Raw genomic sequence first — 26,000 nt, forward strand, 5'->3', positions numbered from 1 at the left:
ATCTTACAACAATATTATACAAAAATTCTTAAAAAAAAGAAAAAATCATTGTCTAATATGCTAAATATAAATTTTATTCATAATCGCTTTAATCACTATTCACAAGTAGCTTCAAGTCAATATATTGAAACAGGAACCTGATACTGTCTGTGATAACTATCGAAATATTTTTTAATCTTGTAAGAATCAATAAGTAATTTTTCTAATTCTTCAGGCCTAATGTTTTTTCTAATAATCTCTCCTTTACTATTAAGAAGATAATTAGTGGGAAATGAGAAGATTTTTTCTTTAGATGCAAAGACAGCATTCTCATCAAGATAATTTTTCCAAGGTATCTGTTTTTCGATTATTCTTTTCTGCCAGTACTTTTCTATGTTTTCTGTTTTATCTGTAGAAATACCAATAATATTAAGTCCATCTGTGCCGAATCTTTGGTAAAGATCCACCCATTTCGGTATTTCTTGTAAGCAAGGGAGACAACGGCTAAACCAAAAATCAATTAAAGTATATTCCGCTTCTGGTATCAGTACTAATTCCGGGATTAAATCGATATTTTTTAAAACTATTTCTGGAAACTTATGATTTACTTTTATCTTGATATCTGAAAGTTCCTTGTCTAAAATTTTCCAAAGTTTTTCATTTTTCATCTTTTTTGAAAAAGAATGCAGGCTTTTTTCATATACTTCATTATATCCCTCTAAATTAAATCTTCCGATTAGAAACCAAAGGGCAACATAGGAATCGGGATTCTCATTGATATAACTGTATAACTTCTTATCTAAATTTTCATCAAAATTGTAAAAATTAAAACTTCCTTTTTTTTCTTTAAAAACATACGGAATAAATTTTTCTAAAAATTCTTCATTAGTTACTCCATTTGATTTTTCTAGTATGTAACTAGAATCAAAAGTTATTTCAGTTGTAGTATTATCAATAAAACAACAATCAATTCTAAATCTACCACTATTTTTTTCACTATCTAGAGCCAACATATACATTTGTGGATAAGGAGAACTAAAATCTAAATTGAATATATTATTAGTAATTTTTGCTTTTAGAACCTTATTTTCATAGTATTTCTCGCCAGAAAACAAACCTTCCACAAAAGTAATACTATCGTTTATGGCTTCTTTTGCCAAAATGTTTCCGTGTACTGTAACTATAGCTTGCGAATAAATCAAACTACAATTAAACAGATAAAAAAGTATCGCCTTCTTTAACATCTTCTAATTTTTTTAAACAAATTTCACTACAGTATTGTAGTAATTAACTCACTTCAAAACTACAGAACTTAACCTATAGTTTTTGCTATTGTCTAGGATTATTTTAGGATTTTATTTACAAAATAAATATTTTAGTTATCTTTCTCTTATGTAAAATGGATCTTAAACTTAAATTATGAAACAGGAAAAACTAAAAAATATTAGAAAAGAGAAAGGACTTTCACAGGTTGAAATGGCGCAAATGGTAGCAATGGAACAAACAACCTATTCAAGAAAAGAAATAGGAAAATCGCCAATTAAAGATCATGAATGGTTAAAATTTGCAGAAGTACTAAAAGTTTCTGTAAAAGAAATAAAAGAAGTAAATACCACTTTAAGAGAAAATAATCCTGTTTTAGTGGAAATAACGAAACTTAAAAAAAGTTTTAATAGCTGTCAAAATGCATTTGACATTGCTGTTAAATACAATAAAATACTTGAAACAGAGAATGAAATACTAAAACGTGAAATTTTAGATTTGAAACATCAATTTAAAAGAAAATAAAAATGCCTTTTTGGGAAATATTAATTTAGACAAATACAAGCTTACACGGTATTTCAAACAAAAAGGCTTTGTTAAACAACAAAGCCCATTTTTATTCAAATTTATTTAAAAATTAGTGATCCAGTAAACAGCTCTCTTCAATAACCGACTGGCAACTTTCACCTTCATTTACATGTATAACTCCTGCAAAAGAACCATCAGGACAATAACATGCCTCAATACCGCCTCCACCTCCAAAAATACTTTTCTTTTCAACAACACTTAAAACTTCAACTCCAAATAAATCTTTTAATTTTTTCATAATTTGTTTTTTTGATTTGTTATTGCTTCAATCCTTCTAAGACAGTCGAAGCCTCTGTCTTATCATTTTTCATTATAATGCTTGTTGGGTAAAAAAGAGAGAGGAATAAAAAATTCCTCTCTGAGATTTGTAAACCATGTCAAAAATTAACAAGTTCACTGTATTTAAAACGTCTATTCACATGGCTCATTAGGATCGCTTACGCAAATCCAATAAGCTGGTGAGGTTGCCGTTCTTGGACATCTTTTTGCAGTAGTATTTTCTTCGCAAACTGGCGCATTACCACCATTAATTCCTTTTTGTTCTTCTTTGCTTAATTCAGCAGCTCCATGTAATTCAAAAATTTTCTTTAACATAATTTGTGGTTCTTTTGTTTTTTGTTAATGCTTCAATCCTTTTAAGACATTTGAAGCTTCTGTCTTTTCAGTTAAATTGTAGTTAAAAAAAAAGCAGCCAGAAATTCTTTTCTTACTGCTTATAATTATTTCAATTATTTTCACTTAATTTCTCTAGGATCTGCCACTGGTTAACCCTAACCAATTAAAATCAACACAGCGGCTAACTTCCTGAGAATCCCGACACCAATCATCAATGTGGGGATATTTGCTCAATGTTCCACGATCGAGCGCCTACAAATTAAAAAAAACATGACTAAATTTTAATAAGGCTTAATATTGTACTACTAATAAATTTTTACTGTTAAAAAAACTTAGCAACACAAGCGGTTTGTTCCACATATTCCAGGGGTTGTCTCTACAGGACAAATCCCACCGGTTGGTATTAAAACACAACCTGCTTCAATTGCAAAAACCCAGCATTCAGGAATTCCACCCGACATGTTTTTTTGCTCAGCTTTTGTAACTTCCTGAGCATTTTCCAGATTTAATATATTTTTTAACATTACTATTTAATTAATTTTTAATCCTTTGAGAGTTCTATCTTCCATTACACTGCTTGATAGTGAGCCGGATCATTCAAACAAACAATTTCACTTGTATACCATGCCGTATAACCACATATTGGTTCTTGAGGATATACTTCACTATTAATATTTTTTTTCTCATTTATTGTTAATTCATGAGATCCTTCCAGATTTAAGATACTTTTCACCATAACAATAGTTTTTTATTTGGGTATACCTCAAGCTTTTAAAGACATTTGAGGCTTCTGTCTCTTACTTTTAAGCTATTTTTTCAAGAACAGCTTCCTTTTCATCTGTTAAATCATTTAAAAAATACTTTAACTCACTTAATTCATATTCACTTGGAAATAATTTTTCATTTACAATCCTTACCGGGGTATAGTTAAAATTATTCTTAGAACACCATTCGTATTGTTTGTTTATTTCCTGGCCCACCATCATACTCACATTCTCAACATGCCATTTCTTTAGCCACTTTTTCAGATTCATTTTTTTAATATGCCAATCTGATATTGCTTCGACCGTTTTTCCCGGAGTTGATCTGTTAATGGTCAACAATCTTTCTACCACAACCTTAAATGGATTTTCGGTATTATCAGGATTTATATTAAATAATATATTTAAATTCACTTTTTCCGGAAATTTCAAAACCATATCAAAAGCTTCCTGAAATGTTTTATGACAATGTCCGCAGCTAGGACTTATAATTATGGTTAATTTCACTGTCGCATTTCTATTACCAAAATTTAATCCTCTTAAATTTTCAAATCCATTTGTGAAGGAAACTTTTTTTGATAAAAAATTTAATAATGAATAATTCCTCTTAAATTTTTTCAAATCCTTTAAGCTGTTTTCGGTCTCCAAAACTCCTTTTAACATTGATTTAGCCACTAACCAAGTTGGTAACAGAACCGCAAATGAAAATACAAACGGAAAGATACTTTCAAAGCTAAATGTCAATGTAAAAAGATCGGATGCAAACCATACAATACTTTGCACTAAAATTAAGAACGAAACTGCCAGACACATCATGCACCATTTTTGAATTTCAAACTTCTGAATCCAAATTGACGATACAATTACCGGAATTGTCAATAAGCTCAAAAAACCAATAAAAACGGCAGATTCTAATGGCTGTATTAAAACTGCAATAACACTTGAAGCGAAAAACAATAACGGCAAATCTGAAAAACTAAATAATCTGTTTTTATTCTCCTCTTTATAATTTATAACTGAAGCACATGATGAATTTGAAGTTAGATTACAAAACTTTGTAATGATACTATTTTTAAACCCTAACTTTTCCTGTACTATAAAAACACTGACTATAAGTCCTGTTATAGACGTTGTTAAAAAAACAAGACTAAACAAATCAAACGAGTTATAAAAAAGAGCCAACCCAACTATTAGGATAAAAGGAAAAGAATACTTTAACCAATTATACTCAATTTTAAAATTCTCTTTTGCAACAGCATTATTTGGCTCAATTGCTACAATTACCCCATTCCAGTCTAACAGAAATTTTTCGTACGAAATTTTTTTGCTTCCTTTTTTTATTGTTGTTATACGAACATCATTTTTAAATTTTTCAACCAACGTAAGTTCCTCTTTAAAATAAGCGAGAAAATTTGTTGGCAGATCAACTATCTGTTCTTTCGAAACTCTGACAGCTGCATTTTCTATTGCTAATAAATCTAACGAATCTGTTATCGCAAATAAACTTGGATAATTAGGATGAGAAAGAAATAAATCTTTAAACTCATTTTTAATTTCCGAGTATCTATTTATTTGGAGAAATTTTTGAATAAGTTTTAACATCTTTTTCGAATCGTTTAATTCATAATTACACTGCAAAGATTGCTGTTTTTATTGATAAAATTCTCGTGACAGCAGACATTTTATCAATTATACTACATACAATTTATAAATTATGCCTATCAAAACAAAGTGTTAATCACCTGAAAAATAAAGCATTACGTCGATAAAATCTTCTTCAAAACCCTCAAAAGCCAAATCTCGACCAAGCGTTTTGCTTTTTATCTAGCTTTGACATATCAGTAATCCAGACAAGTTAAAAGAGGGAAAAATTTATAGTAAAATACTAGATCTCTTTTGAAATAAAAAGATCAAAAAAGACGAAAATTCATATACTGAAACGAGTTTTAAAACGATATAATTTATAAGTTAAAAACTACAAATTATAAAAATTTTTAACTCCAAAAAAACGAATAACTAACCCCTTTATATCTCAAATTAATAATTAATCAACATCAAAAATTTGAAAAATATGAGGAAAAAAGTGAACAAAAAGTAGTTTAAAAAAGAAAGCCGCGGAATTACAACATGGCAAAAGACCCCAAAAATAGCGTAAAAAACAGCTATTATGTTTTACAAATAAATCAATATATAACTATAATCTTATTATCATGACAACTAACAAAATGACATTCGACAATTTTCAAGCCGAAAAACTAACTAAAACGCAACAAAAAACGGTACGTGGCGGAGATACCGTAGTCGTAGATCCAACAGATCCAAAATATGATCCTACTAAAGGTGGAGGCGCTGGAAATGGATAAATAGTAGCCCCAAACCAAGTCAGATATTTTCGCAAAAGAACTGGAATTCCCATTTCTTTTGCGAAATATTTTTTTAACCAATAATCAAATATTGCTTGCAAATTGAGCGGGAGAAACACCGGTTCTTTTACGAAATGATTTTGCAAACGAAACGGCATTTTTAAATCCGACACTTTCTGCAATTGCCTGGGTCGAATATTTGCGATACATATGATTGGTAATCATTTCATTGATTACGTAGTTGATTTTTAATTCATTCGAATATTCCCCAAATGATTTTCCAAATCGTTTATTAACAACGTATGACAAATAGGTAGTGTTTGTTTTTATTTTTTTCGCTACGTATGGCAAAGTAAAATCGGCATTTAGGTATTCTAATTTACTTTCGAGTGCTAGTAACTTTTCGACAATTTTATTTTCTTTGGCTTCATCAATGCTTAAATTGACATTTTCTTTTTTAAGCTGAACATCTTCCAGTTCTTCTTTTTCAATTACGACTTCTTCAATAACCTCATTTTCCTTTTTCTCCAAATTGGCTTTAAATTCTTCAATTAAAGCATTCATTTTTTTATGGGCTTTATTTTTATCCCGTATATTTTTTATGAGTAAAAATATTATTCCAACAACAAGTAAAACATAGAATACTTTGAGTGCCTTATTGAGCAAAACTTCCGTTTTATATTTCTCCTGAATAGTAACCATTTCGGTTCCCAAATCTTCCAGACCTAATTTATAGTTTACCTCCAGAGCTTCATCTCTTAGCTTTGTTTCAGATTTTTCATAACTATCCAGATAAATCTTCGAATGCTTGTAAGCCTGTTCAGGCTCATTCATTATATTATAAATCTTTGCCTGCAAATAATTTGACTTCAAATAACTGGCATCCAAAACTTTATTCTTTAACGAAATAGAATCTACTTTCCTGAAACAAACCAAAGCTTTATCGTATTTCTTGTTCCAAAAATACAAGTCACCTAAATTATAGTTTGCAGCCTGAAACAATTGCTCCGAATTATTTTGCTTAGATAAAAACAAAATGTCAAAATATGTTTTTTCAGCATTCACAAGATCATTTTTTATTAAATAAATGTTCCCTAAGCTCATTTTTGCAGAAATCTTATTGGTCACAAAATTTTCTGAATAAGTAACTGCTTTTTTATAAAAGTATTCAGCAGAATCAAGTAAATACATCTTATCGCGATTCTTCATATAATAACTTTCATATGAGCCTGCTAAATTCATATTAATGTTACTTTTACTATTTTGAAACTGTTCTTTTGTGTAAACACTTTCATTTTTATTAATGAAGTCATTATTTTGCCTCAAATTCTTGATTGACAATTGATAATTTCCAATCTCTTCATTAATTAAAGCAATATTACTTTTAAATTTTACCATTTGAACAACATCATTCACTTCTGTCGAAAACTTGATGCCTTTTTGATAATTATCGAGTGCTTTGCCCAGGTTTCCTCTTTTCCATTCTGATAAGCCTTTATAATTATAGAGATATCCTGTTACTTTTGTTTTCTCAGGAGAGGCTGGCATTTTATCTAAATATTGAAAAGCTGTTTTGGAGGCTTGATCAGATTTGGCAACATTACCTTTCAGTTGATATAAATACGAAGCTGCGCCGTTGGCAAAAGCCAAATGCCCGTCATTAGTAGATTTCATCAATTCTTTAGTGTATGCAAGACCCTGATCGAAGTTTGAATTCATACTGAATCGAATCTTGTCCTGCAACTCTAAATATTCCTGCTCGCTTATTTGAATTTTTTGTGCAAACCCAATTGTGAGAACATGAAAAAGTAAAAAAGAGATGATTAGCCTCATTTATTTGTTTTTGGTATTCAAAAATAGTTCATATATTTTCAATAAACTAAAATTAATTTGCTTATCCATTGTTAATTTTGTTACAAAATTAAAATAATACAACAATTTTACTTTGTTTTGTTATATTTATATTACGTAAATTTGTTTTGAAAAATCTTATACAAAATGAAACCAGACTTATTTCAATCTCCAGATTATTACAACCTTGACGATTTATTAACAGATGAGCACAAATTGGTTCGCGAGTCTGCACGTGCATGGGTAAAGAGAGAAGTTTCTCCTATTATAGAAGAATACGCTCAAAAAGCAGAATTCCCAAAACAGATCATAAAAGGTCTGGGAGAAATTGGCGGTTTTGGCCCTTATATCCCTGTTGAATATGGTGGTGCAGGTTTAGACCAAATTTCATATGGTTTAATCATGCAGGAAATTGAGCGTGGTGATTCTGGTGTAAGATCAACTTCATCCGTACAATCTTCTTTGGTAATGTATCCGATCTGGAAATACGGCAACGAAGAGCAACGTATGAAATATTTACCAAAATTAGCAACTGGTGAATACATAGGTTGTTTTGGTTTAACAGAACCTGATCATGGGTCTGATCCCGGAAGCATGATTACCAATTTTAAAGACATGGGAGATCATTATCTTTTAAATGGTGCAAAAATGTGGATTTCAAATGCCCCTTTTGCTGACATTGCGGTAGTTTGGGCAAAAAATGAAGAAGGCAGAATTCATGGTTTAATCGTTGAGCGCGGTATGGAAGGTTTTACAACTCCGGAAACACATAACAAATGGTCGCTGCGCGCATCAGCAACCGGAGAATTGATTTTTGACAATGTAAAAGTTCCGAAAGAAAACCTTTTGCCAAATAAATCAGGATTAGGCGCACCACTAGGATGTTTAGATTCTGCACGATACGGCATCGCGTGGGGAGCAATCGGAGCAGCAATGGACTGTTATGACACCGCTTTGCGTTACGCAAAAGAAAGAATCCAGTTCGGGAAACCAATTGGAGGCACACAATTACAGCAAAAGAAATTGGCTGAAATGATTACCGAAATTACAAAAGCACAATTATTAACCTGGCGTTTAGGCGTTTTAAGAAACGAAGGAAGGGCTACAACAGCTCAGATTTCGATGGCAAAACGTAATAATGTCGATATGGCTATTCATATTGCACGAGAAGCAAGACAAATGCTGGGCGGAATGGGAATTACGGGCGAATATTCAATTATGCGTCATATGATGAACCTTGAAAGTGTAATAACTTACGAAGGAACTCATGATATCCATTTGTTAATCACGGGAATGGATGTAACTGGAATTCCAGCTTTTAAATCATAAATAACTATTAAAATATATACAAAAACAATTTAAAAAGCTTCTTCTAAACAAGAAGCTTTTTATCTTTGCACTAAAATTTACATATTCATGAATATTGAAACTATACACAATAGCATTCAACCTCAAAAAGAGCAACTTTTAAAACATTCATTATACGGTAAAATCCAGACACTTGACGATCTACATAGCTTTGTAGAAAATCACGTTTTTGCAGTTTGGGATTTTATGTCCTTATTAAAAGCATTACAAACTAAACTTACCTGTACAACAACACCTTGGTTTGCTACTAAAAACCCTGAAACAAGATATTTAATCAATGAAATTGTTCTTGCCGAAGAAACCGATTTAAGTATCGACGGAAGAAGACAAAGTCATTATGAAATGTATCTTGAAGCCATGCAGGATTGTGGCGCAAATACAACAGAAATTGATAAATTCCTAAGCGAAGTAAATTCGCTTCATAATATTTTTGTTGCCATAAAACAAAGTTCATTACACCCGGAAATAAAAGCATTTCTTGATTTTACTTTTAGAGTTATTGAAGAAGGAAAACCGCATCAGATTGCCGCTGCCTTTACTTTTGGAAGAGAAGATCTTATCCCGAGTATGTTTACTGAAATCCTTAAAAACTTTCAGAAAAACCTTCCGGAAGTCGATTTGAAAAAACTACTTTATTATTTTGAAAGACATATAGAGTTAGATGCAGATGAGCACGGGCCAATGGCAATGCAAATGATTACAGATTTATGTGAAGATGATGCACAAAAATGGAAAGAAGTAGAAGAAGTTTCGATTCTTGCCTTAGAAAGACGTATTGGACTCTGGAATGCTATTGAAGAAGAAATTATTATGAAAGCAGAAATGGTCTAAAAATGATAACGAGGTATTTTTTACCTCGTTTTTTATTTTAAAAACAAACCAAATTGTTTTCCGTATCTTTGGTATTCCCTGATTGTAAACCAGATACAACATGAAAATTGTAGATTTCAGTCCAACAGAACCATTAAAACCTTTCATAAAGACGTATAGAATTATCGAAAGTCAGGACGAATTAGTTAATCGGGTTTTGCCTGGTACTTCGCTTACAATCGCTTTTAGATGCAAAGGAGATGTTAATTATATCACCGAAAATCATCATAACAAACTACCCGTTTCTACCATTTCGGGAATTCGCAAATCAGTACGTTTAATTCAGTATGCTAAAGATACAACCACTCTGGTTGTTCTATTTAAAGAAGCCGGAGCAACAGCCTTTTTTAAAGAACCGCTTCATGAATTATTTGAAGAAAGTGTTTCACTTGATAATTTTATTCCGCAGCAAAAAATAAACCTGATAGAAGAACTTCTGGCCGAAGCAAAAACCAACAATCAAAAAATTGCCATTATAGAACAATTTCTATTATCTAAATTGTACAACTATAAACCAGATCAATTAATTTCTGCCGCTATCTCAATCATTCAGGGCAAAAAAGGAATTGTCAAAATAAAAGAACTCGCCGACACGCTTTTTATCAGTCAGGACGCTTTCGAAAAAAGATTCAGAAAAACAATCGGATCATCGCCAAAACAATTCTGCAATGTTATTCGGATAAAAGCAATTATCGACCAGAAACAACATAATAAAAACCTCATCGATCTGGCAATTGATGCAGGATATTTTGATCAGCCGCATTTTAATAAAGATTTTAAACTATTTACAGGACAAACTCCAACCGAGTTTTTCAGCTTTCCTTCTTTTTGGTAAATCAATGATTTTTTACAATGATTTAGTTTCCACAATTCTCAATTTTACTTCAACAAAAATGGAGAACTATGAAAACAAATCTTTTAATCGGAATCGTCTGTCTGAGCTTATTTAGCTACAAAGCAAATGCACAAACAGCAAGTATTAATTCACAAACTGAAACCAAAAAATCAGAAAACATGAAACAGATCTTTATTGATAAATTTATCGTACCCGAAAAATCCAAACAAGAATTCCTGAAAAGAGTAAGCATTAACAGAAACATCATAAAACAAATAAATGGATTTATAAAAGATGACGCTTACGAACGTACAGATGAAAAAGGAAATCTAATTTATATGACCATTGCAATTTGGGAAAACGAAATTGTTCTAAAAAAAGCAAAAGAAATCGTTCAGGCCGAATATAAAAAAGAAGGTTTTGATATTGCTGAAATGTTTACAAGATTAAACATTACTATAGAAAGAAATATTTATAACGAAGCCGGAAAACCATAACGAGCTATTTAACGTAACTATTTGTTTAAAATGGCCTTACAATTAATGCATCAAAATCATGAAAACTCATTTCACACAAATAGTTACGATACTACTTTCAGTATTTTTATTGAGTTGCAGCAGTGACGATTCAAACTCAGAAAATTCAGGAACTCCCAAACCTGTAGATCCGCCGGTTAATCCTGTTTCAAAATCAATAAATTATCTGGCATTGGGCAATAGTTACACAATTGGTCAAAGCGTTTGCGAAACCTGCCGCTATCCGGAGCAACTCAAAACAAGTTTAAAAACAACTTTTCCTGAAACCTCTTTTTCATTAAAAGTAATTGCAACTACAGGCTGGACAACGGGCGACTTAATTTCGGCAATTAACAAGCAAAACCCTGACTCAAATTATGATTTAGTAACGCTTTTAATTGGTGTTAATAATCAATATCAGCATTTAGACTTTTCTGTCTACGAAAAAGAATTTCCACAACTATTAAACAAAGCAATTGCCCTGGCAAAAGGCGACAGCAAAAATGTAATTGTACTTTCGATTCCCGATTATACTTATACGCCATTTGCCGCAAATTATACCGATGCAAACCGAACAAAAATCTCTAATGAGATAAATCACTACAACGCTGTTGCCGAGACTTTCTGCATAGCTAAAAACGTCACTTTTATTTCTATAACAGATATTACAAGACAAGGATTCAATAATTCCGGTTTAGTGGCTTCAGACGGCTTACATCCTTCTGAAAAGGCTTATAAAATGTTTGTCGACCGCATGCTGCCAAAAGTAAAAATGATTCTTCAGGATTAGTTTTTCTTTTGTTCAGGAGCAGAATATTCCATTTACAAAACAAGTTTAGTCCCGCTATCCATTATATCTTTTATGATCTCGTTAAAGAAACGAGACCATAAAAGGATATCATTCCTATCGGGGCTAGATTAGATGTCTTGGTTTTTTCAAGAACTTTAGTTAAGTCCTAATCCTTACTTTCAATTTAAAAAACCATTAACACACCACTATTTTAAAATTAGGTACATTTGTTAATCAACAAAAAACCATGCAAGTCTTACCAATAAAAGAACTAACGCCTTATATCAAGCATTATCTTTTTTTAGAAAATAAAGGCAGTATCCAAAAACTCCGCTTATTTTCTGATGGTAATACTGGTGTTGTATTTACGCTAAAAAGCAAATTAATATCTGGTTCTGTCAATTATAATGCACAAAATTGTTTACCAAGTTCTTTTCTATACGGACAATTAAATGGCTTTAAAGACATTTATTCTACTGAAGAAATGGCAATTGTAATTGTCGTTTTTCAGCCCAACGGTATCAATCATTTATTAGGAATTAACGGCAGCGAATTACGAGATTCTATCATTAGCATCGATGCTATTTTTGGCAAAAAAGCTGTTGAACTTCAGGAAAAATTAGCCGGACAAATTACAATTCAGGACAAGATAAATCTCCTGAATCAGTTTTTTTATCAGCTTGAAACAAAAAAAGCAACAACCAATCAACTTATTGCAAATGCTTCGCTGGATTTTATAACCAAAAACAACGGACAATTTTCTTTAAGCCAATTGGTGAATTATACCGGATATACAGAAAGACATATTGAACGAAAGTTTACCGAATGCGTGGGCTTAAACCCTAAAAAATTTGGCAATATTATAAAATTACATCACTTTTTAAAACTCTTAAAAAGTAAAGAACAGGAAACCAGCCTTACCTCACTTTCTTATCAGACAGGATTTTCTGATCAGTCACATTTAATCCGGGAATTTAAAAAACATACCGGAATAACTCCAAAAGAATATTCTAACAATACCGGAAAACTAGCGAACAACTTCATTGAAACCTTTCCGAAAAACAAACTTTAAAATGTCGGTTTTATACAATTTATAAAATACGACAAGCACTATTTTTGAATTTCATTAATAGTGAATAAAATGAAAAATCTAAAAATAGCAACCGCACAATTCGAAAACAAAAGCGGTGATAAAAAGTACAATTTATCTGTAATCGAAAAACTTTCTAAAGAAGCCTCAGCTAAAGGCTGCGATGTAATTGCATTTCATGAATGCTCTATAACGGGATATACTTTTGCCCGAAAATTATCAAAAGAACAAATGCTTGATTTGGCCGAATTTATTCCCGATGGAGACAGTATTTTAAAACTTACCGAAATTGCCAAAAACAACAACATCACTATATTGGCAGGGCTTTTTGAAAAAGATGAAAACGACAATTTATTCAAAGCTTATGTTTGTGTCAATAAAAATGGTTTAGTGGCAAAATATAGAAAACTACATCCTTTTATAAACCCACATCTTACTCCCGGAAATGAATATTGCATTTTTGAAATCGAGGGCTGGAAATGCGGTATTCTTATTTGTTACGACAATAATATTATCGAAAATGTTCGCGCTACAAAACTTCTGGGCGCCGATATCATTTTTATGCCGCACGTTACGATGTGTACACCTTCTACCCGTCCCGGTGCAGGTTTTGTTGCTCCTGAACTTTGGGAAAACCGAGAAAGCGATCCCACTTCACTAAGATCAGAATTTGACGGAATGAAAGGCCGCGACTGGCTAATGAAATGGCTCCCGGCAAGAGCTTACGACAATGCCATTTATGCTGTTTTTTCGAACCCGATTGGTATGGATGACGACCAGTTAAAAAATGGATGTTCGATGATTGTTGATCCTTTTGGCGACGTAATTGCCGAATGCCGTTCTTTTGAAGATTCTTTTGCAACTGCAATACTTACTCCAGAGAAATGCACACAGGCTGGAGGAAGCCGTTATATAAAAGCAAGAAGACCAAATTTATACAAAGATATTATTGGACAAAATCATCACTCAGAGCAAAATGTGGTTTGGTTAAATACCGATGAAAAAAGTTAAAACTAAAAATTAAAAAGACTTTTACTTCTCAAAAATCTATCTTTGGTAATAGAATAATTTACAGAATAAAATCCCCTACAATGCAATTCCTTAAAACAACAAATACTGATATCGATGCTGTTTTCGATATTTATAACAAAGCTACATCTTATCAAAAAACAGTCAATAATAAGAGTTGGAGAGGTTTTGAAAAATCGCTGATTGAAAAAGAAATTGCCGAAAACCGTCATTTCGTAATCAAAGAAAACGACGAAGTTGCCTGTACTTTTGTACTTACTTTTAATGATGCTATTATCTGGAAAGAAGCTGCTGCAGATCCGGCAATTTATTTGCATCGAATTGCAACAAACCCAAAATTCAGAGGGCAATCGTACGTCAAAAAAATTGTTGAATGGGCAAAAGTTTACGCCAAAGAAAATGGTAAACAATATATTCGTCTGGATACACACAGCGGCAACGAAAGAATAAACAAATACTACACCAGTTGTGGTTTTGAATACAAAGGAATAAGCACAATAGAATGGACGCCAGAATTACCGGAACATTACAAAGAAGGTTCTTTTAGTTTATTTGAGATTAAACTTTAAAAATACATTCAAATCAAAAAAACCTTAAAATCACTTTTAAGGTTTTTTTATTTCAATCTAAAATTGACGTTTATAAAACTCATTTTGCTTCCCAAAAGCAGCGTTTAGGAGAAACTATTAAACCTTCATCCTTCAGCTTTTTCATTGCTTTATCTACTTCTTTACGATCCAGTTTTGTTAATTCAACTACTTTACCTGCATTTACAGGCTGTGCCGCTTTTTTTATAGCGTCTAATACTTGATTTTTGATTTCCATAATTCTTTCGCTTTGATAAAACGTAAAAATAGTAAATATTTTCTTATAAAAAATAATATCAAAAAACGTATTTTTGTATCAATAATGAAAACCGTATCTTACAAATACAAGCCTGTTTTTTACTAAAATCTATTTTTCTCTAAAATTTTAAATATCTTTGATTTATGAGCGCAACAACAAAACCATATCATATAGGGCGAAAAATAAGCCGCATTCGTGAACTTAAAGACATGAAACAAGAAGCTTTAGCACAGGCTTTGGGAACAAATCAGCAAGCAATTTCAGCTATGGAAAACAGCGAAACTATTGACGATGAGAAACTAAAACAAGTTGCAAAAGCTCTTGGCGTAAGCGTTGAAGCAATTCAAAATTTTACGGAAGAAAATATGATTAATTACTTCTCAAGTTTTTATGATAATAGCACTAACTCTGGAGCCATACACGCAAATCACTGTACATTCAATCCACTTGATAAATTGATTGAAGTTTATGAAGAGAAAGAAAAACTTTATGAGCGTTTGCTACAGTCTGAAAAAGATAAAATAGAGTATTTGGAGAATTTACTGAAAGGGAAATAAATTCAAAAATAGAAACAAAAAAGCGATCTTATGTACAAGATCGCTTTTTTGTTTATTCAAATAAATATCTTTAATTATTTAATTATTGAAAAACAACATAGTTACAAAAAACCCTACAAGCTTCTACTTGTAAGATTTATTAATTCAAATAATGAATCTTTAGTTTTTCGATTCTTCTCATACCTAAAATATAAATATTCATCTGTAAAAATATTATTAAGTTTAAAATCATCCAGAATCATTTCATCAGGAATGTTATGAACCATTCTATAATCCGTTAAGAAAAAATTTCCTTTTTTTTCTTTTCTATTTTCTATTATCTTTTCTTCCCAAGCATCTCCAAATCCGGCAATCCAATTATAATACAAAAGAATCTGTTCATGATTTGACATCATAGATCTCAAAATTCTCAAATAATCTCTTTTTGATTCATAAGATACTATTGATTCATTTTGTTTTACTACAAATTTAACCGTTTGAAATAGATGCCTGTAATAATGGGCTAAAATTGATTGATGTCCAGTAAAAGGCTTAAAATTAAAACTCAGCATAAGTTCATTTTTAATTTTTTTATTTGTCTTTAAACCTTTTATTAAACTATATCCTGTAATTTTTTTTATGCCTTTCGTGTGCCCATCTCTTTTTGCTTTTAATTCTTTTATGAGCTTATCAATTAAACCCTCACATAATAATCCTGTATTATCTTCTTTTAAATGTTTTTTCATTGTTTTTTTACACAATGTAGCCCCATTAAAGAAACAGCTGTAAGCACTTCCAAAAATTAATTGACTGCCAGTATTACTTTCTAATATTGATATCTTTTCTGGTTGATTTTTATAGTAACTAAAGAAAATCTTTTCACTTATAAAATATAAAGCTTCAAATTCCTTTAACATAGTTACAAAAACCTTCTTTCCCGAGGTAATTTTTTCTTTTTTTGATTTAGGATCTCCTTCTTTACTTTTGTCATCATCAATATATTCGAAACTGTAACCTTCAATAATCATTTCGTTAAGATTTTCTCTATGCAAATGAAGCATTTCATAAAATTGACTTTCAAACTGTTGCAATGTAAATTGTTCTTGCACTAACTTATTTGCATCATATTGTGCGTAAAAAGCAAATCCTGCCGCAAATACTGCAAATACTGCTATTAAAGGATTTAGGAGTCCTCCTATATAATCACCTGATGAACCAAGATTAGAATAATCTTTAATTTTACTTAATTCAATAATGCCATTGTATAAAGTAAACCCAAGTAACAACAAGAAGACAATTACAAAAAAAAGAGCCGCTTTTAACAATCTATTATTGGATTTAAAAAATAAAATATAAGAAAACACAACCACAATAATACTCGTCAAAAATATAATTATCGAAACAAAACTCATTTTTATTTAATCATTAGATTTATAATAAACTTTAGAACAATCTTGAAGTCATCAGAATTAAACCTCAAAAGAAACATATTAAATTAAAAAACATAAAAAAACCCTACAATTTTATTTTCATGAAATTGCAGGGTTTTATTTTGCAGAGAGGAAGGGATTCGAACCCTCGATACAGTTACCCATATACTAGCTTTCCAGGCTAGCTCCTTAAACCACTCGGACACCTCTCTAATTAGGTTTGCAAATAAACCTAAAAAAAGTGACTTACAAAAGTAAAATACAATAATCCTTTAGATACTTTTTCTAAATTCTTCCATAAACAGCTTTACAGCCTTTTTTTGGTATCCTTCCATCGTTAACATAAACGAATCTCGTCGTGTTGCAACTCCCGTAATTTGTATCGCTTTAAGATCGTCCCAGCCTTTTAGTGCTTTTTCGGCCACTATAGTTGCCCAATCGCTGTCCTGAACCATTTGCAATAAAGCATGAATCGAATTTAATTCAATCGAGATTTTAGGTTTCATTTTGTTTTTTGCAAACAGCTCCTCCACAAATTCTCTCGAATTTGAACCTTTTCCCGGAAGCACTAGCGGAATTTCTTCTATTTTCTTAAAAGCAATTTTATCTAAGCTAGCCAAAGAATGTGATTTTGAAACCGCCATGACCATTTGTGAGGTAAACAAAGGCACTTTCTGAATTGGAAGTCCTATTTCGTGAGAAGAAATAACTAAAACCAAATCGAATTCATTGTGAATTAATTTCTGTTCTAATGCTTCTGTAGTGCCATATTCAACCACAATTTTAAGGTGCTGATAGGTTTTAGCAAACGCATTGATAACAGGCAGAATCAATAATCCGAAAATGTAGGTAACTCCTATTCGCAATTCGCCTCCAATCATTTCATTCAAATCTTCGATCGCCTGTTTTCCATTTTCTACATTTTCGACCACTTTTTTGGCGTGAATTAAAAAAACAGAACCGGCTTCTGTAAGCTGCACTTTTTTTCCAATCCTAAAAAACAAAGGCATTCCCAGTTCTTCCTCTAGCTTTTTAATTTGCTGCGAAAGCCCTGATTGCGTTACAAAACACAATTCGGCGGCTTTGGTAAAATGCAAAACCTCAGCCGTTTTAATAAAATATTCTAACTGATATATTTCCATATTGATAAGTTTTACTACTTATTATCAGTAAAATTATTAATTTTTCTAATGTAATCATAATCCCGACCTTTGTATTAAATAATCCGGGTCATGTTTAAGGCGTTAAAATCAAAAAATTTCAAGTTATTCTTTTATGGGCAATCCGTTTCGGTAATCGGAACCTGGTTGCAAAAAACCGCTGTAAGCTGGATGGTTTACAGTATTACGGGTTCTGTATTTTTATTGGGTTTAGCTACGTTTTTAAGTATGATTCCGTCTTTGTTTCTGGCACCTTTGGCCGGAAGTATTATTGGCCGTTATGACCGACACAAAGCCATGATTTTATTGCAATCCTTGGCGATGCTTCAGGCTGGAGCTTTGGCTTTGCTGCTTTATTTAAAAATCTACAACATCAATTTTATTCTGGCATTAAGTCTTTTTCAGGGAATTATCAATGCTTTTGATATGACCTGTCGCCAGACGATGATGATTGATATTGTAGACAATAAAGAAGATCTCCCAAATGCCGTTGCACTTAATTCTACTCTAAACAACTTTGCACGTATTGCTGGTCCTGCTTTAGCCGGAATTATTCTGCACAATTACGGTGAAGATATTTGTTTTATTGGAAACTTCCTGAGTTATATTCCGGTTTTGATTTCGCTTTTGATGATGAAAATTACACCGCACATCAAAGCTGAGGATAAATTTAAAATGCTCGATGATTTTCTTGAAGGTCTGGATTATGTGAAAAAAGAAACCGAAATGGCTAGAATGCTTTTAATGTTAATGTGCAGTAGTTTATTTGTTATTTCTTTCAACACATTAATGCCTGTTTTTGCTAAGGATATCTTTAGCGGAAATGCACAAACTTTCAGTTGGTTTGAAAGTGCTGCCGGAATTGGTTCGATTATATCAGCAATCTATCTGGCAAATCTTAAAAAAGCCGATAATATGAATAAAATCATGATCGCTGCGAGTTTATTATTAGGTTTTAGTATTATCATTCTTGCTTACTCAAACAGTTTAACCATTGCGCTTATTTGCATGGCCTTGAGCGGTGTGGGAATGATGGCGCAAACCTCATCGATAAATATTTTTGTTCAGACACAAAGTTCTGTAAGCATGCGATCCAGAAGTATTAGTTATTACTTAATGGCTTATCAGGGAATGATTCCTGTGGGAAGTTTAATTATCGGATATGTTTCTCACATTATCGGAACACGTCATACGGTTGCGATTCAGGGTGTAATTTGTATTATTTCGGTGATTGTTTATGTGTATTATAAAAAACACAGTTCTTCAGAGGAATTGGAGACTTGTCCGGTTCATTATAGAAATCCGAACTTGGAAAAGTAAATTCCAATACAAAAAATTCCAAATTCCAATTGTCCGCAAACTTGTCATTTTGACGAAGGAGACCCGAGCGATAGCGAACAGGCGACTGCTCAACTTTGTCAAAGTTTTAAACTTTGACAAAGTTATTGACCGCAAACCAATTTGGAATTTATGTTTACGATATTTCCCCACGAAGTGCGGTTTCAAAAACGTCTTTGAATTCGTTTTGCGGAATATTATGTCCCAACAAATACATTAATTTGGTAATTGCGGCTTCTGTCGTAATGTCTTTTCCGGAAATAACTCCTAAAGATTTCAAGGCTGTGCTTGTTTCGTATTGTCCCATGTTCACGCTTCCGCCAGAACATTGAGTTACGTTTACGATATGCATTCCGGATTGGATTGCTTTTTCGATTAAATTTAAAAACCAATCTTCGGTTGGAGCGTTTCCAGATCCGTAGGTTTCTAAAATAATTCCTTTTAAATCTTTAATAGACAGAATCGAAGCCAAAACGGTTTCGCTCATTCCGGGAAACATTTTGATTATCGCAACGTGATTGTCTAAATTTTTATGGACAATTAATTCGGCGTCTTTTTTTACGGGAAGAAATAAATGCGAATTTAATTTTAAATGCACTCCGGATTCTACCAATTCAGGGTAATTTGGCGCTGTAAAAGCTCTAAAATGTTCGGCATTTACTTTTGAAGTTCGGTTTCCGCGGTATAATTTATATTCAAAATACAAACACACTTCATTGATAACCGGTTTTCCGTTTTCCTGAAGTGAAGCAATTTGTATTGCTGTAATTAAATTTTCTTTAGCATCGGTACGTAAATCCCCAATTGGCAATTGAGAACCTGTAAATACGACCGGTTTTGCTAAATTCTCCAGCATAAAACTCAATGCTGAAGCAGAATATGACATTGTATCTGAACCGTGAAGTACCACAAAACCATCAAAAGAAGTGTAATTTTCTTCGATAAGTTCTGCAATTTTTGTCCATTCCTGAGGATTCATGTTGGATGAATCTATAGGCTCTTCAAATGAAACGGTTTCGATCTCGCAATCTAGTTGTTTGATTTCGGGAATCTTTTGCAATAATTTACTAAAATTAAAGGCTTTAAGTGCTCCGGTTTCAAAATCTTTGCTCATACCAATGGTTCCACCGGTATATATCAAAAGTATATTCGCTTTAGATGACATCCTGATATTTCAATTTATTCACAACCGGATTGGCATACATTGCTAAAAATCCTTGTCTTGTTACTGGATTATCGCTTCCGATACGCATTTCTAAACGACGCTCAAAAAGTGATTTTTCACTGTCTTTGTATTTGTGAGCAAATCTATCTGTCTTGTTCAAAATATCGTAAGCAATAAAATTAGTTGGCCATAATTGGTAATTCTTTAAAACCGAATCATCAATTGCCTGAGCTAATGCCTGAACTTGCTTGTTGGCGTTATCATTCTCGGCAACAATCTGGTCAATTTCTGTATCCAAAACGTCTCCAACTGAAATATGTATTCTTTTCTTAGTTCCCATAACACCACTTAAAATGGTCATGAAATCTTCGTTTTTTTCTTTAATGTAAACTTCGTTATTTGCTTCTGCCATTAATTGTGGCATTTTTAGAACATCGGTAGGATCATATTCGTAAGAGATAGAAACCGGAACGATTTTTAATTTCTTGAAGTAATCCATTAAATTAGGTTCGTCAGATCCCATTCCGATCATTTTTAAAACTCCGGGATTGGTTTCGTCATTTCCGTCTTTTGTTCTTCCTTCTCTTTGAGCAATCCAAACCGAACGGTTTTCGCGAAGCAATAATTGTCCGATGTATTCTGAAAGTAATTTAGAACTTTGCAACATTTCACGAGGTGTTAATCCTCTTAAAACCAAAAAGTTTCTGTTTAATTTTGCTAATGTTGACAGGAAAGCTTTTTTAACCAGGTTGTCTCCAATTGCCGAAGCTGTCATAACTAAACCGTGCTCAAACAAACAGACGTTTAGTAAAGTAGTATCTAAAAGAATATCTCTGTGATTGGAGATAAATAAATAAGACGTGTTTTTTTCCAGTTTTTCAAAACCGGAAGTTGTTAAGCCTTCAGAACTTCTCTCCAGAACTTTCTGAATTGTATTGTAAATAAAGTTGCACTGAAAATCACGTATCGAATGTGTTTTCTTAAGCTGATCCTTCCAAACCTCATCTTCTACTTCCGGAAAAGTAAAATTCATCATGGCCTTCATCATCGGATGATTGACAACACCATGAAGTGCTTCATTTATTTCGGAATCATAAAACGGTCGAATGGCATCAAATTTCTGCATTATTTATTTGGGTTTAAGTGGGCAAAAGAACAAAAAAAAAATTAAAGTTTTGTAAGGTCATAGTTAAATCCCAAAAACGTCTTTTGAGTTTTGAGTTGTAATTGCTGCAATTTCTTCGGCAGAAACATTATATATATCGCTCAACTTGGTTATAACATTGACCAGATAACTGCTTTCATTTCGTTTTCCTCTGTACGGAATTGGCGCTAAATAAGGCGAATCTGTCTCGAGAACGATATGTTTTAAATCGATTTGATTTAAAAACTGATCAATTTTTCCGTTCTTAAATGTAACAACGCCACCAATTCCTAATTTCATATTATAAGAAATCGCTTGCAATGCTTGTTCTAAAGTTCCGGAAAAACAATGAAAAATCCCAAATAAATCTTCAGATTTTTCTTCTTCAAGCACTTCAAAGATCTCATCAAATGCTTCACGGCAATGAATTACAATAGGTAATTTGTATTGTTTTGCTAATTGAATTTGTCTTTTAAAAGCAATTTGTTGCTCTTTTAAATGTGTTTTATCCCAGTATAAATCGATTCCGATTTCTCCAACGGCGTAGAATTTTCGTTTAGACAATTCGGCTTCAACATGCGCGAGTTCGTCCAGATAATTGTCTTTCACGTAAGTGGGATGCAAACCCATCATCAGGAATATATTATCAGGATAGTTTTTTTCTAAATCGTACATTGATTGTGTCGCTGCAGCATCGATTGCAGGAACAAAAAAACGTGTAATCCCGGCATTTATAGCACGCTGAATCATTTCATCGCGATCCTGATCAAATTCTTCAGAATATAAATGGGTGTGTGTATCGGTAATTATTGGTGTTGAATTCAATTGTCTAAATTTTAAAGCGGTCAAAATTACGACAATATTAAAAGAATAGCAATTTCGTGTGAAATGGGACACGGATTTAACGGATTCACTTCGTGAAAACGCGGATTTTAGCGGATTTTTTTCTTTATTAAAACTAAAAAAACCTTTGTAAAAGTTTAAAACTTTGACAAAGGTTTTAGAAAACAAATTTAGAATTTGGATTTTATTTATTGGAATTTAAAAATATTATTTTCCACTTTCGATAAACAGTAAAGCGCGATCTAGAACCTCGTCTTTTCCTTCCTGAATTCCTTTTATGGTTGGTTTTATTTCAATATCAGGAACAATTCCAATTCTTTGTGTTTCTCTGCGGTCTGGATAGTAAACACCTAGTCCCGTAAATCTTGAATAAAAGGCTTTCATTAAATCAAAATCACTGACATTTCCATCTGCACCGGCAGTTTGGCTTCCAATAATAGTCGTATTTTCCGCTGTCTGAAAACACATTGCAGTCCATTCTGACTGACTTATTGAGCATTCGTTTAATAAAACTATCACTTTACCTTTGTAATTGTTTTTATTATTTGCGCCTGATTTTGTTCCTTCTACCCATCTATATTTTCCAGGATAATTCAAATATGGTGCGGTGTAAATGGCAAATAGTTTTTCTTCATTATTTAAAAATGATGAAACCTCTTCGAAAGTTCCATTTGGATAGTTACGCATATCAAATACAATAGCTTTGGCCGACATTAATTTTTCAATCATTAAAGGAACATGTATCGTTTTTAAATTGCCCATGTTGACATAACCAATATTCTTATCCAGCATTTTAAACTTTACTTTTTTAGGAGCGCTTTTCATGAACTCATTTCTATGAGAATCGCGATATTCATAATATTGTAATACTCTTGAAGAGTATTTTGAATCTTTTAAAAATTCTAATTTCGCAGAAACTGTATATCCTGATTCAATTAATTCGGCAACATCTTTTAAATATCGGGATTCATTTGAAGCACTTACATTTAATCGGTGTTCTGCAATAATTTCTGCAATCGTTTTATCATTCACTTTAGTGATAACATCACCAACATTTATATTCTCCGCCTGAGCAAGACTATCAGCCAAAATTTCTGTTACGACCAATTTTTCATCAATAATCTTTGACTTAAATGGAAAAAATTTTCTTTCTTTTTTTTCATCTGAATATCGATTAAAAACAACATGACTGTCATTAAGTCTGGCTGACAATTTTTCCATTGCATTGTAAAACTCCTCATCATTTTTTGATGCTATAAAAGCAGGTAACATTTCTGTTAACGATACATCCCATTTTTTATCCATATGATATTTATATGGAAAATAATATTCTATTAAATTCCAATACATAAACATCCCTAAAAGCCTTGAATTTAATTCATCATACTTTAAATTTTGAAAATCTTCATTTTTAACAAAAATATTATCTGCGTCATGTTTCTCAACATAATACTGTGAACCCTGAAATCTATTTTCTTCGATAAATTTTAGTTTTTTTGAAAGTTTTTTAGAAAATACTTTATTATTAAACCAGCTTAAATCGAAGTTTTTATCAAAAATTTCCACCTCTTTTGGAATGATGATTGGCGCAATTTCTTTTATCGCCCCCAAATCGTCAATCCAATTTTCTAAGATTAAGGAAAACTCTTCTTTGGTTTGGGCTTTTTCAATTTTAGGAAGTTTTTCCAGAAGCTGTTCATCCCAATTTACTTCTCCGCCAGCAACTTTTGGATGATAATATTTCAGGAATCCCCAGACTTTGCAGGTTGCGGTGAGTTTTTCGGTTTCGGTAATTTTGGTAGTGCCAAAGAGGGCTTGATAGAATAGAATAAGGAAAAGTAAAATAGCTTTTTGCATTGAACAAATAGGATAAAATAATAGTTTGTTTTTGGTTTGTTAGTGGTATAAAATAAAAATCGAATTTAGATTTAAAAATCCAAATTCGATTACGGGTTTACGTAAAAAAAGTATGTTTTTTTTTACTATTTTGTTTTCAACTTTATTATAAAGAGTTTCTAGCCTAAAGCATCTAAAAGATCCTGAACTTCATCATAATCTTCATAATTCTGAGAAATGGTTTGCAACAGTCTTTTGCAGGAATCATAGTCTCTTTGTTTTAGTTTGGATAATGCCAAATACCAGATTGCTTTTTCTTTGTAAGGAGAATCTCCTGATTTTAATTCATTAAAAACTTCTTCGGCTTTTAAATACTGACTTTGCTCTAATAAAGAGATTCCGTAGAAATATTGTATTTCGGGTGTTTTCCCTTTTTCGAGAACGGCTTCAAAATGCGGAATTGCCAACGAATATCTTTTACTGTTAAATTCCATTTCTGCTTGTTTTAAAGGGCCGCCTTCACTTCCTCTTTCGGCAAATGAAGCTTGTTCGGGATCGTTGTAATCTGCAAAAACCGGATTCTGGTTGTAATTAAAAAAGAATAATCCGAACAAAATAATAATCGATCCTGCAACCGCAAAATACCATGGTTTTAAACCTGCAGCTTTTGGCTTCTTGTTAAAATGATTTTCTGAAATCTCGGCAAGATTTTCTTTAAATGCTTGTCTTTCCTGCTCAAATCCAGCTATATTTTCTGTCTGAAGTTCAAAATCTTCAGTCTGGGTAATTAATTCCAGTGCCGATTCATTTATAGAGATCACATCTTCATGAACTGTTACACCTTCATTAGATATTTTTTTAAACTCTTTGAGCCATTTTCTTTTGCATAATAAGAGAAAGTAAGTATCAAATGAACATTTCAGATTTAATCCCTTTGATTTAGCCTGATTAAAAAGCAGCAACAAAACTTCTTCTACTACTGCTTTGGCTTTTTCTTTATCACCGGAATTATTGAGAACAAAAAAAACGACTTTGGGCACAAACTTCTCATAAATTGATTCTATAATTTCTGAATCATTTGAAGCGATTCCATCAATATACTTTTGGTCGCTATGTGTTTTAATTTTATCCATAAAAAAACTTTTGATCTTATAAAGTTAAAAAAGAATCTTAAATAATTTTAAATATGCGATAACATTTACTAAATCAGCTTTGTATAAGATTTAAAAATACTTTTTTCGGTTTTATTTTTATGAAGAAAAAATCAGGAAATTATATCTATTATATCGCTAGTTTTTTGATTCTAATTGGCTTATTTTTGATATTCAATCATTATCTAAAATGGAAAATCTTCACGCAGTTCTCAAAAAAGAGAAATACAAAAAAATAAAATTTAAGGTTACCAAAACGCAGCATCTTCAGATTAAAGCCAAAATCAATGGTATATCCGGAAATTTCATTTTAGATACAGGAGCTTCAAATACCTGTATTGGGTTTGAAAGTATTGAACGTTTTGAACTGGCAGCAAAAAAATCAAAAACCAAAGCTTCGGGCGCTGGCGGAACGGGAATGAAAACACAAATTTCTTCTGAAAATAAATTGCAATTGGGAAGCTGGAAAAACAAAGATTTCAGTATTGTAATTTTTGATCTTTCGCATGTAAATGAAGCTTTAGAATCCTTTAAAGCAAAACCGGTTCACGGTATTATTGGTGCTGATGTTTTATTGCAGGGAAAAGCGATTATTGATTATTTTAACCATTATCTATACCTTAAATAGAAATTT

Annotated in this window: 28 protein-coding genes and 1 tRNA gene; 13 read left to right on the forward strand and 16 right to left on the reverse strand. The window is 32.0% G+C overall.

The window, feature by feature from the left end:
* Positions 1 to 116: 116 nt before the first annotated feature.
* Positions 117 to 1,223, reverse strand: coding sequence for a TlpA family protein disulfide reductase (locus KHA98_RS13250; RefSeq protein WP_213258415.1), 1,107 nt, complete (start codon positions 1,221 to 1,223; stop codon positions 117 to 119).
* 175 nt (positions 1,224 to 1,398) lie between these two features.
* On the opposite strand from KHA98_RS13250, the gene KHA98_RS13255 reads away from it, so the two are divergent.
* Complete coding sequence (locus KHA98_RS13255) at positions 1,399 to 1,767, forward strand: helix-turn-helix domain-containing protein (RefSeq protein ID WP_213258416.1); 369 nt, start codon at positions 1,399 to 1,401, stop codon at positions 1,765 to 1,767.
* Positions 1,768 to 1,879: 112 nt separating this feature from the next.
* Here KHA98_RS13255 and KHA98_RS13260 read toward each other — a convergent pair whose 3' ends face one another.
* The 5 genes from KHA98_RS13260 to KHA98_RS13280 form a co-directional block, all read right to left on the reverse strand.
* Positions 1,880 to 2,068 carry a hypothetical protein gene (locus KHA98_RS13260; RefSeq protein WP_213258417.1) on the reverse strand — a complete coding sequence of 63 codons (189 nt, stop codon included), beginning with the start codon at positions 2,066 to 2,068 and terminating at the stop codon, positions 1,880 to 1,882.
* 173 nt (positions 2,069 to 2,241) lie between these two features.
* Entirely contained in the window at positions 2,242 to 2,424 is a 183-nt protein-coding gene (locus KHA98_RS13265; RefSeq protein WP_213258418.1) for a hypothetical protein, read from the reverse strand.
* A gap of 353 nt (positions 2,425 to 2,777) precedes the next feature.
* Positions 2,778 to 2,969 carry a hypothetical protein gene (locus tag KHA98_RS13270; protein ID WP_213258419.1) on the reverse strand — a complete coding sequence of 64 codons (192 nt, stop codon included), beginning with the start codon at positions 2,967 to 2,969 and terminating at the stop codon, positions 2,778 to 2,780.
* A gap of 44 nt (positions 2,970 to 3,013) precedes the next feature.
* On the reverse strand, positions 3,014 to 3,181 hold the full coding sequence (locus KHA98_RS13275) for a hypothetical protein (RefSeq protein WP_213258420.1): 168 nt from the start codon (positions 3,179 to 3,181) through the stop codon (positions 3,014 to 3,016).
* A gap of 67 nt (positions 3,182 to 3,248) precedes the next feature.
* Positions 3,249 to 4,808: a vitamin K epoxide reductase family protein gene (locus KHA98_RS13280; RefSeq protein ID WP_213258421.1), complete on the reverse strand. Its 1,560-nt coding sequence runs from the start codon at positions 4,806 to 4,808 to the stop codon at positions 3,249 to 3,251.
* A 608-nt stretch (positions 4,809 to 5,416) separates the two neighbouring features.
* Here KHA98_RS13280 and KHA98_RS13285 point away from each other — a divergent pair.
* Positions 5,417 to 5,569 carry an rSAM-modified peptide gene (locus KHA98_RS13285; RefSeq protein WP_213258422.1) on the forward strand — a complete coding sequence of 51 codons (153 nt, stop codon included), beginning with the start codon at positions 5,417 to 5,419 and terminating at the stop codon, positions 5,567 to 5,569.
* A gap of 84 nt (positions 5,570 to 5,653) precedes the next feature.
* Here the strand turns inward: KHA98_RS13285 and KHA98_RS23080 are convergent, their stop codons facing one another.
* Positions 5,654 to 6,100 carry a helix-turn-helix domain-containing protein gene (locus tag KHA98_RS23080; protein WP_379732060.1) on the reverse strand — a complete coding sequence of 149 codons (447 nt, stop codon included), beginning with the start codon at positions 6,098 to 6,100 and terminating at the stop codon, positions 5,654 to 5,656.
* A 1,467-nt stretch (positions 6,101 to 7,567) separates the two neighbouring features.
* On the opposite strand from KHA98_RS23080, the gene KHA98_RS13295 reads away from it, so the two are divergent.
* From KHA98_RS13295 to KHA98_RS13330, 8 genes are all read left to right on the forward strand, one after another.
* Positions 7,568 to 8,749, forward strand: a complete 1,182-nt coding sequence (locus KHA98_RS13295; RefSeq protein ID WP_213258424.1) for an acyl-CoA dehydrogenase family protein — start codon at positions 7,568 to 7,570, stop codon at positions 8,747 to 8,749.
* An 87-nt stretch (positions 8,750 to 8,836) separates the two neighbouring features.
* Positions 8,837 to 9,619: a DUF3050 domain-containing protein gene (locus KHA98_RS13300; protein WP_213258425.1), complete on the forward strand. Its 783-nt coding sequence runs from the start codon at positions 8,837 to 8,839 to the stop codon at positions 9,617 to 9,619.
* A 100-nt stretch (positions 9,620 to 9,719) separates the two neighbouring features.
* Positions 9,720 to 10,493: a helix-turn-helix transcriptional regulator gene (locus tag KHA98_RS13305; protein ID WP_213258426.1), complete on the forward strand. Its 774-nt coding sequence runs from the start codon at positions 9,720 to 9,722 to the stop codon at positions 10,491 to 10,493.
* A gap of 68 nt (positions 10,494 to 10,561) precedes the next feature.
* Positions 10,562 to 10,990: a hypothetical protein gene (locus KHA98_RS13310; protein ID WP_213258427.1), complete on the forward strand. Its 429-nt coding sequence runs from the start codon at positions 10,562 to 10,564 to the stop codon at positions 10,988 to 10,990.
* Positions 10,991 to 11,048: 58 nt separating this feature from the next.
* Positions 11,049 to 11,798 carry an SGNH/GDSL hydrolase family protein gene (locus KHA98_RS13315; protein ID WP_213258428.1) on the forward strand — a complete coding sequence of 250 codons (750 nt, stop codon included), beginning with the start codon at positions 11,049 to 11,051 and terminating at the stop codon, positions 11,796 to 11,798.
* Between the two features lie 247 nt (positions 11,799 to 12,045).
* Complete coding sequence (locus KHA98_RS13320; protein ID WP_213258429.1) at positions 12,046 to 12,870, forward strand: helix-turn-helix domain-containing protein; 825 nt, start codon at positions 12,046 to 12,048, stop codon at positions 12,868 to 12,870.
* A gap of 69 nt (positions 12,871 to 12,939) precedes the next feature.
* The gene (locus tag KHA98_RS13325) at positions 12,940 to 13,899 is read left to right on the forward strand and encodes a nitrilase family protein (protein ID WP_213258430.1); all 960 of its coding nucleotides are present in this window, start codon (positions 12,940 to 12,942) and stop codon (positions 13,897 to 13,899) included.
* Between the two features lie 80 nt (positions 13,900 to 13,979).
* Entirely contained in the window at positions 13,980 to 14,486 is a 507-nt protein-coding gene (locus KHA98_RS13330) for a GNAT family N-acetyltransferase (protein WP_213258431.1), read from the forward strand.
* A gap of 79 nt (positions 14,487 to 14,565) precedes the next feature.
* Here the strand turns inward: KHA98_RS13330 and KHA98_RS13335 are convergent, their stop codons facing one another.
* Positions 14,566 to 14,742 (reverse strand): transcriptional regulator, encoded by a 177-nt coding sequence (locus KHA98_RS13335; RefSeq protein WP_213258432.1) that lies wholly within the window; start codon positions 14,740 to 14,742, stop codon positions 14,566 to 14,568.
* Between the two features lie 164 nt (positions 14,743 to 14,906).
* Here KHA98_RS13335 and KHA98_RS13340 point away from each other — a divergent pair, with 164 nt between their 5' ends.
* Positions 14,907 to 15,320 carry a helix-turn-helix domain-containing protein gene (locus KHA98_RS13340; protein ID WP_213258433.1) on the forward strand — a complete coding sequence of 138 codons (414 nt, stop codon included), beginning with the start codon at positions 14,907 to 14,909 and terminating at the stop codon, positions 15,318 to 15,320.
* Positions 15,321 to 15,433: 113 nt separating this feature from the next.
* On the opposite strand, the gene KHA98_RS13345 is transcribed toward KHA98_RS13340, so the two are convergent.
* From KHA98_RS13345 to KHA98_RS13355, 3 genes are all read right to left on the reverse strand, one after another.
* A complete protein-coding gene (locus tag KHA98_RS13345; protein ID WP_213258434.1) occupies positions 15,434 to 16,711 on the reverse strand; it encodes a putative phage abortive infection protein in 1,278 nt (425 codons plus the stop codon).
* A gap of 143 nt (positions 16,712 to 16,854) precedes the next feature.
* A tRNA-Ser gene (locus tag KHA98_RS13350) sits at positions 16,855 to 16,941 on the reverse strand.
* A gap of 60 nt (positions 16,942 to 17,001) precedes the next feature.
* Positions 17,002 to 17,871: a LysR substrate-binding domain-containing protein gene (locus KHA98_RS13355; RefSeq protein WP_213258435.1), complete on the reverse strand. Its 870-nt coding sequence runs from the start codon at positions 17,869 to 17,871 to the stop codon at positions 17,002 to 17,004.
* Between the two features lie 90 nt (positions 17,872 to 17,961).
* Here KHA98_RS13355 and KHA98_RS13360 point away from each other — a divergent pair, with 90 nt between their 5' ends.
* On the forward strand, positions 17,962 to 19,209 hold the full coding sequence (locus KHA98_RS13360) for an MFS transporter (protein WP_213258436.1): 1,248 nt from the start codon (positions 17,962 to 17,964) through the stop codon (positions 19,207 to 19,209).
* 154 nt (positions 19,210 to 19,363) lie between these two features.
* Here the strand turns inward: KHA98_RS13360 and KHA98_RS13365 are convergent, their stop codons facing one another.
* The 5 genes from KHA98_RS13365 to KHA98_RS13385 form a co-directional block, all read right to left on the reverse strand.
* Positions 19,364 to 20,392 (reverse strand): asparaginase, encoded by a 1,029-nt coding sequence (locus KHA98_RS13365; protein WP_213258437.1) that lies wholly within the window; start codon positions 20,390 to 20,392, stop codon positions 19,364 to 19,366.
* Positions 20,382 to 21,518, reverse strand: coding sequence for a 1-acyl-sn-glycerol-3-phosphate acyltransferase (locus KHA98_RS13370; protein WP_213258438.1), 1,137 nt, complete (start codon positions 21,516 to 21,518; stop codon positions 20,382 to 20,384). Before KHA98_RS13370 ends, KHA98_RS13365 begins: the two co-directional genes overlap by 11 nt.
* 63 nt (positions 21,519 to 21,581) lie before the next feature.
* Positions 21,582 to 22,361, reverse strand: a complete 780-nt coding sequence (locus tag KHA98_RS13375; RefSeq protein WP_213258439.1) for a TatD family hydrolase — start codon at positions 22,359 to 22,361, stop codon at positions 21,582 to 21,584.
* 225 nt (positions 22,362 to 22,586) lie between these two features.
* Complete coding sequence (locus KHA98_RS13380) at positions 22,587 to 24,236, reverse strand: S41 family peptidase (protein WP_213258440.1); 1,650 nt, start codon at positions 24,234 to 24,236, stop codon at positions 22,587 to 22,589.
* A gap of 158 nt (positions 24,237 to 24,394) precedes the next feature.
* Entirely contained in the window at positions 24,395 to 25,348 is a 954-nt protein-coding gene (locus KHA98_RS13385; RefSeq protein WP_213258441.1) for a tetratricopeptide repeat protein, read from the reverse strand.
* A 208-nt stretch (positions 25,349 to 25,556) separates the two neighbouring features.
* On the opposite strand from KHA98_RS13385, the gene KHA98_RS13390 reads away from it, so the two are divergent.
* Positions 25,557 to 25,994: a retropepsin-like aspartic protease gene (locus KHA98_RS13390; protein ID WP_213258442.1), complete on the forward strand. Its 438-nt coding sequence runs from the start codon at positions 25,557 to 25,559 to the stop codon at positions 25,992 to 25,994.
* The last annotated feature ends 6 nt before the right edge of the window (positions 25,995 to 26,000 follow it).

Origin of the sequence: Flavobacterium branchiicola (genome assembly GCF_018383905.1) — a bacterium.
GTDB lineage: Bacteria > Bacteroidota > Bacteroidia > Flavobacteriales > Flavobacteriaceae > Flavobacterium > Flavobacterium branchiicola.

Coding starts and splice junctions, on each gene's coding strand:
- KHA98_RS13250 (WP_213258415.1), bottom strand. CDS start 1,223: ATGTTAAAGAAGGCGATACTTTTTTATCTGTTTAATTGTAGTTTGATT.
- KHA98_RS13255 (WP_213258416.1), top strand. CDS start 1,399: ATGAAACAGGAAAAACTAAAAAATATTAGAAAAGAGAAAGGACTTTCA.
- KHA98_RS13260 (WP_213258417.1), bottom strand. CDS start 2,068: ATGAAAAAATTAAAAGATTTATTTGGAGTTGAAGTTTTAAGTGTTGTT.
- KHA98_RS13265 (WP_213258418.1), bottom strand. CDS start 2,424: ATGTTAAAGAAAATTTTTGAATTACATGGAGCTGCTGAATTAAGCAAA.
- KHA98_RS13270 (WP_213258419.1), bottom strand. CDS start 2,969: ATGTTAAAAAATATATTAAATCTGGAAAATGCTCAGGAAGTTACAAAA.
- KHA98_RS13275 (WP_213258420.1), bottom strand. CDS start 3,181: ATGGTGAAAAGTATCTTAAATCTGGAAGGATCTCATGAATTAACAATA.
- KHA98_RS13280 (WP_213258421.1), bottom strand. CDS start 4,808: ATGTTAAAACTTATTCAAAAATTTCTCCAAATAAATAGATACTCGGAA.
- KHA98_RS13285 (WP_213258422.1), top strand. CDS start 5,417: ATGACAACTAACAAAATGACATTCGACAATTTTCAAGCCGAAAAACTA.
- KHA98_RS13295 (WP_213258424.1), top strand. CDS start 7,568: ATGAAACCAGACTTATTTCAATCTCCAGATTATTACAACCTTGACGAT.
- KHA98_RS13300 (WP_213258425.1), top strand. CDS start 8,837: ATGAATATTGAAACTATACACAATAGCATTCAACCTCAAAAAGAGCAA.
- KHA98_RS13305 (WP_213258426.1), top strand. CDS start 9,720: ATGAAAATTGTAGATTTCAGTCCAACAGAACCATTAAAACCTTTCATA.
- KHA98_RS13310 (WP_213258427.1), top strand. CDS start 10,562: ATGAAAACAAATCTTTTAATCGGAATCGTCTGTCTGAGCTTATTTAGC.
- KHA98_RS13315 (WP_213258428.1), top strand. CDS start 11,049: ATGAAAACTCATTTCACACAAATAGTTACGATACTACTTTCAGTATTT.
- KHA98_RS13320 (WP_213258429.1), top strand. CDS start 12,046: ATGCAAGTCTTACCAATAAAAGAACTAACGCCTTATATCAAGCATTAT.
- KHA98_RS13325 (WP_213258430.1), top strand. CDS start 12,940: ATGAAAAATCTAAAAATAGCAACCGCACAATTCGAAAACAAAAGCGGT.
- KHA98_RS13330 (WP_213258431.1), top strand. CDS start 13,980: ATGCAATTCCTTAAAACAACAAATACTGATATCGATGCTGTTTTCGAT.
- KHA98_RS13335 (WP_213258432.1), bottom strand. CDS start 14,742: ATGGAAATCAAAAATCAAGTATTAGACGCTATAAAAAAAGCGGCACAG.
- KHA98_RS13340 (WP_213258433.1), top strand. CDS start 14,907: ATGAGCGCAACAACAAAACCATATCATATAGGGCGAAAAATAAGCCGC.
- KHA98_RS13345 (WP_213258434.1), bottom strand. CDS start 16,711: ATGAGTTTTGTTTCGATAATTATATTTTTGACGAGTATTATTGTGGTT.
- KHA98_RS13355 (WP_213258435.1), bottom strand. CDS start 17,871: ATGGAAATATATCAGTTAGAATATTTTATTAAAACGGCTGAGGTTTTG.
- KHA98_RS13360 (WP_213258436.1), top strand. CDS start 17,962: ATGTTTAAGGCGTTAAAATCAAAAAATTTCAAGTTATTCTTTTATGGG.
- KHA98_RS13365 (WP_213258437.1), bottom strand. CDS start 20,392: ATGTCATCTAAAGCGAATATACTTTTGATATATACCGGTGGAACCATT.
- KHA98_RS13370 (WP_213258438.1), bottom strand. CDS start 21,518: ATGCAGAAATTTGATGCCATTCGACCGTTTTATGATTCCGAAATAAAT.
- KHA98_RS13380 (WP_213258440.1), bottom strand. CDS start 24,236: ATGCAAAAAGCTATTTTACTTTTCCTTATTCTATTCTATCAAGCCCTC.
- KHA98_RS13385 (WP_213258441.1), bottom strand. CDS start 25,348: ATGGATAAAATTAAAACACATAGCGACCAAAAGTATATTGATGGAATC.
- KHA98_RS13390 (WP_213258442.1), top strand. CDS start 25,557: ATGGAAAATCTTCACGCAGTTCTCAAAAAAGAGAAATACAAAAAAATA.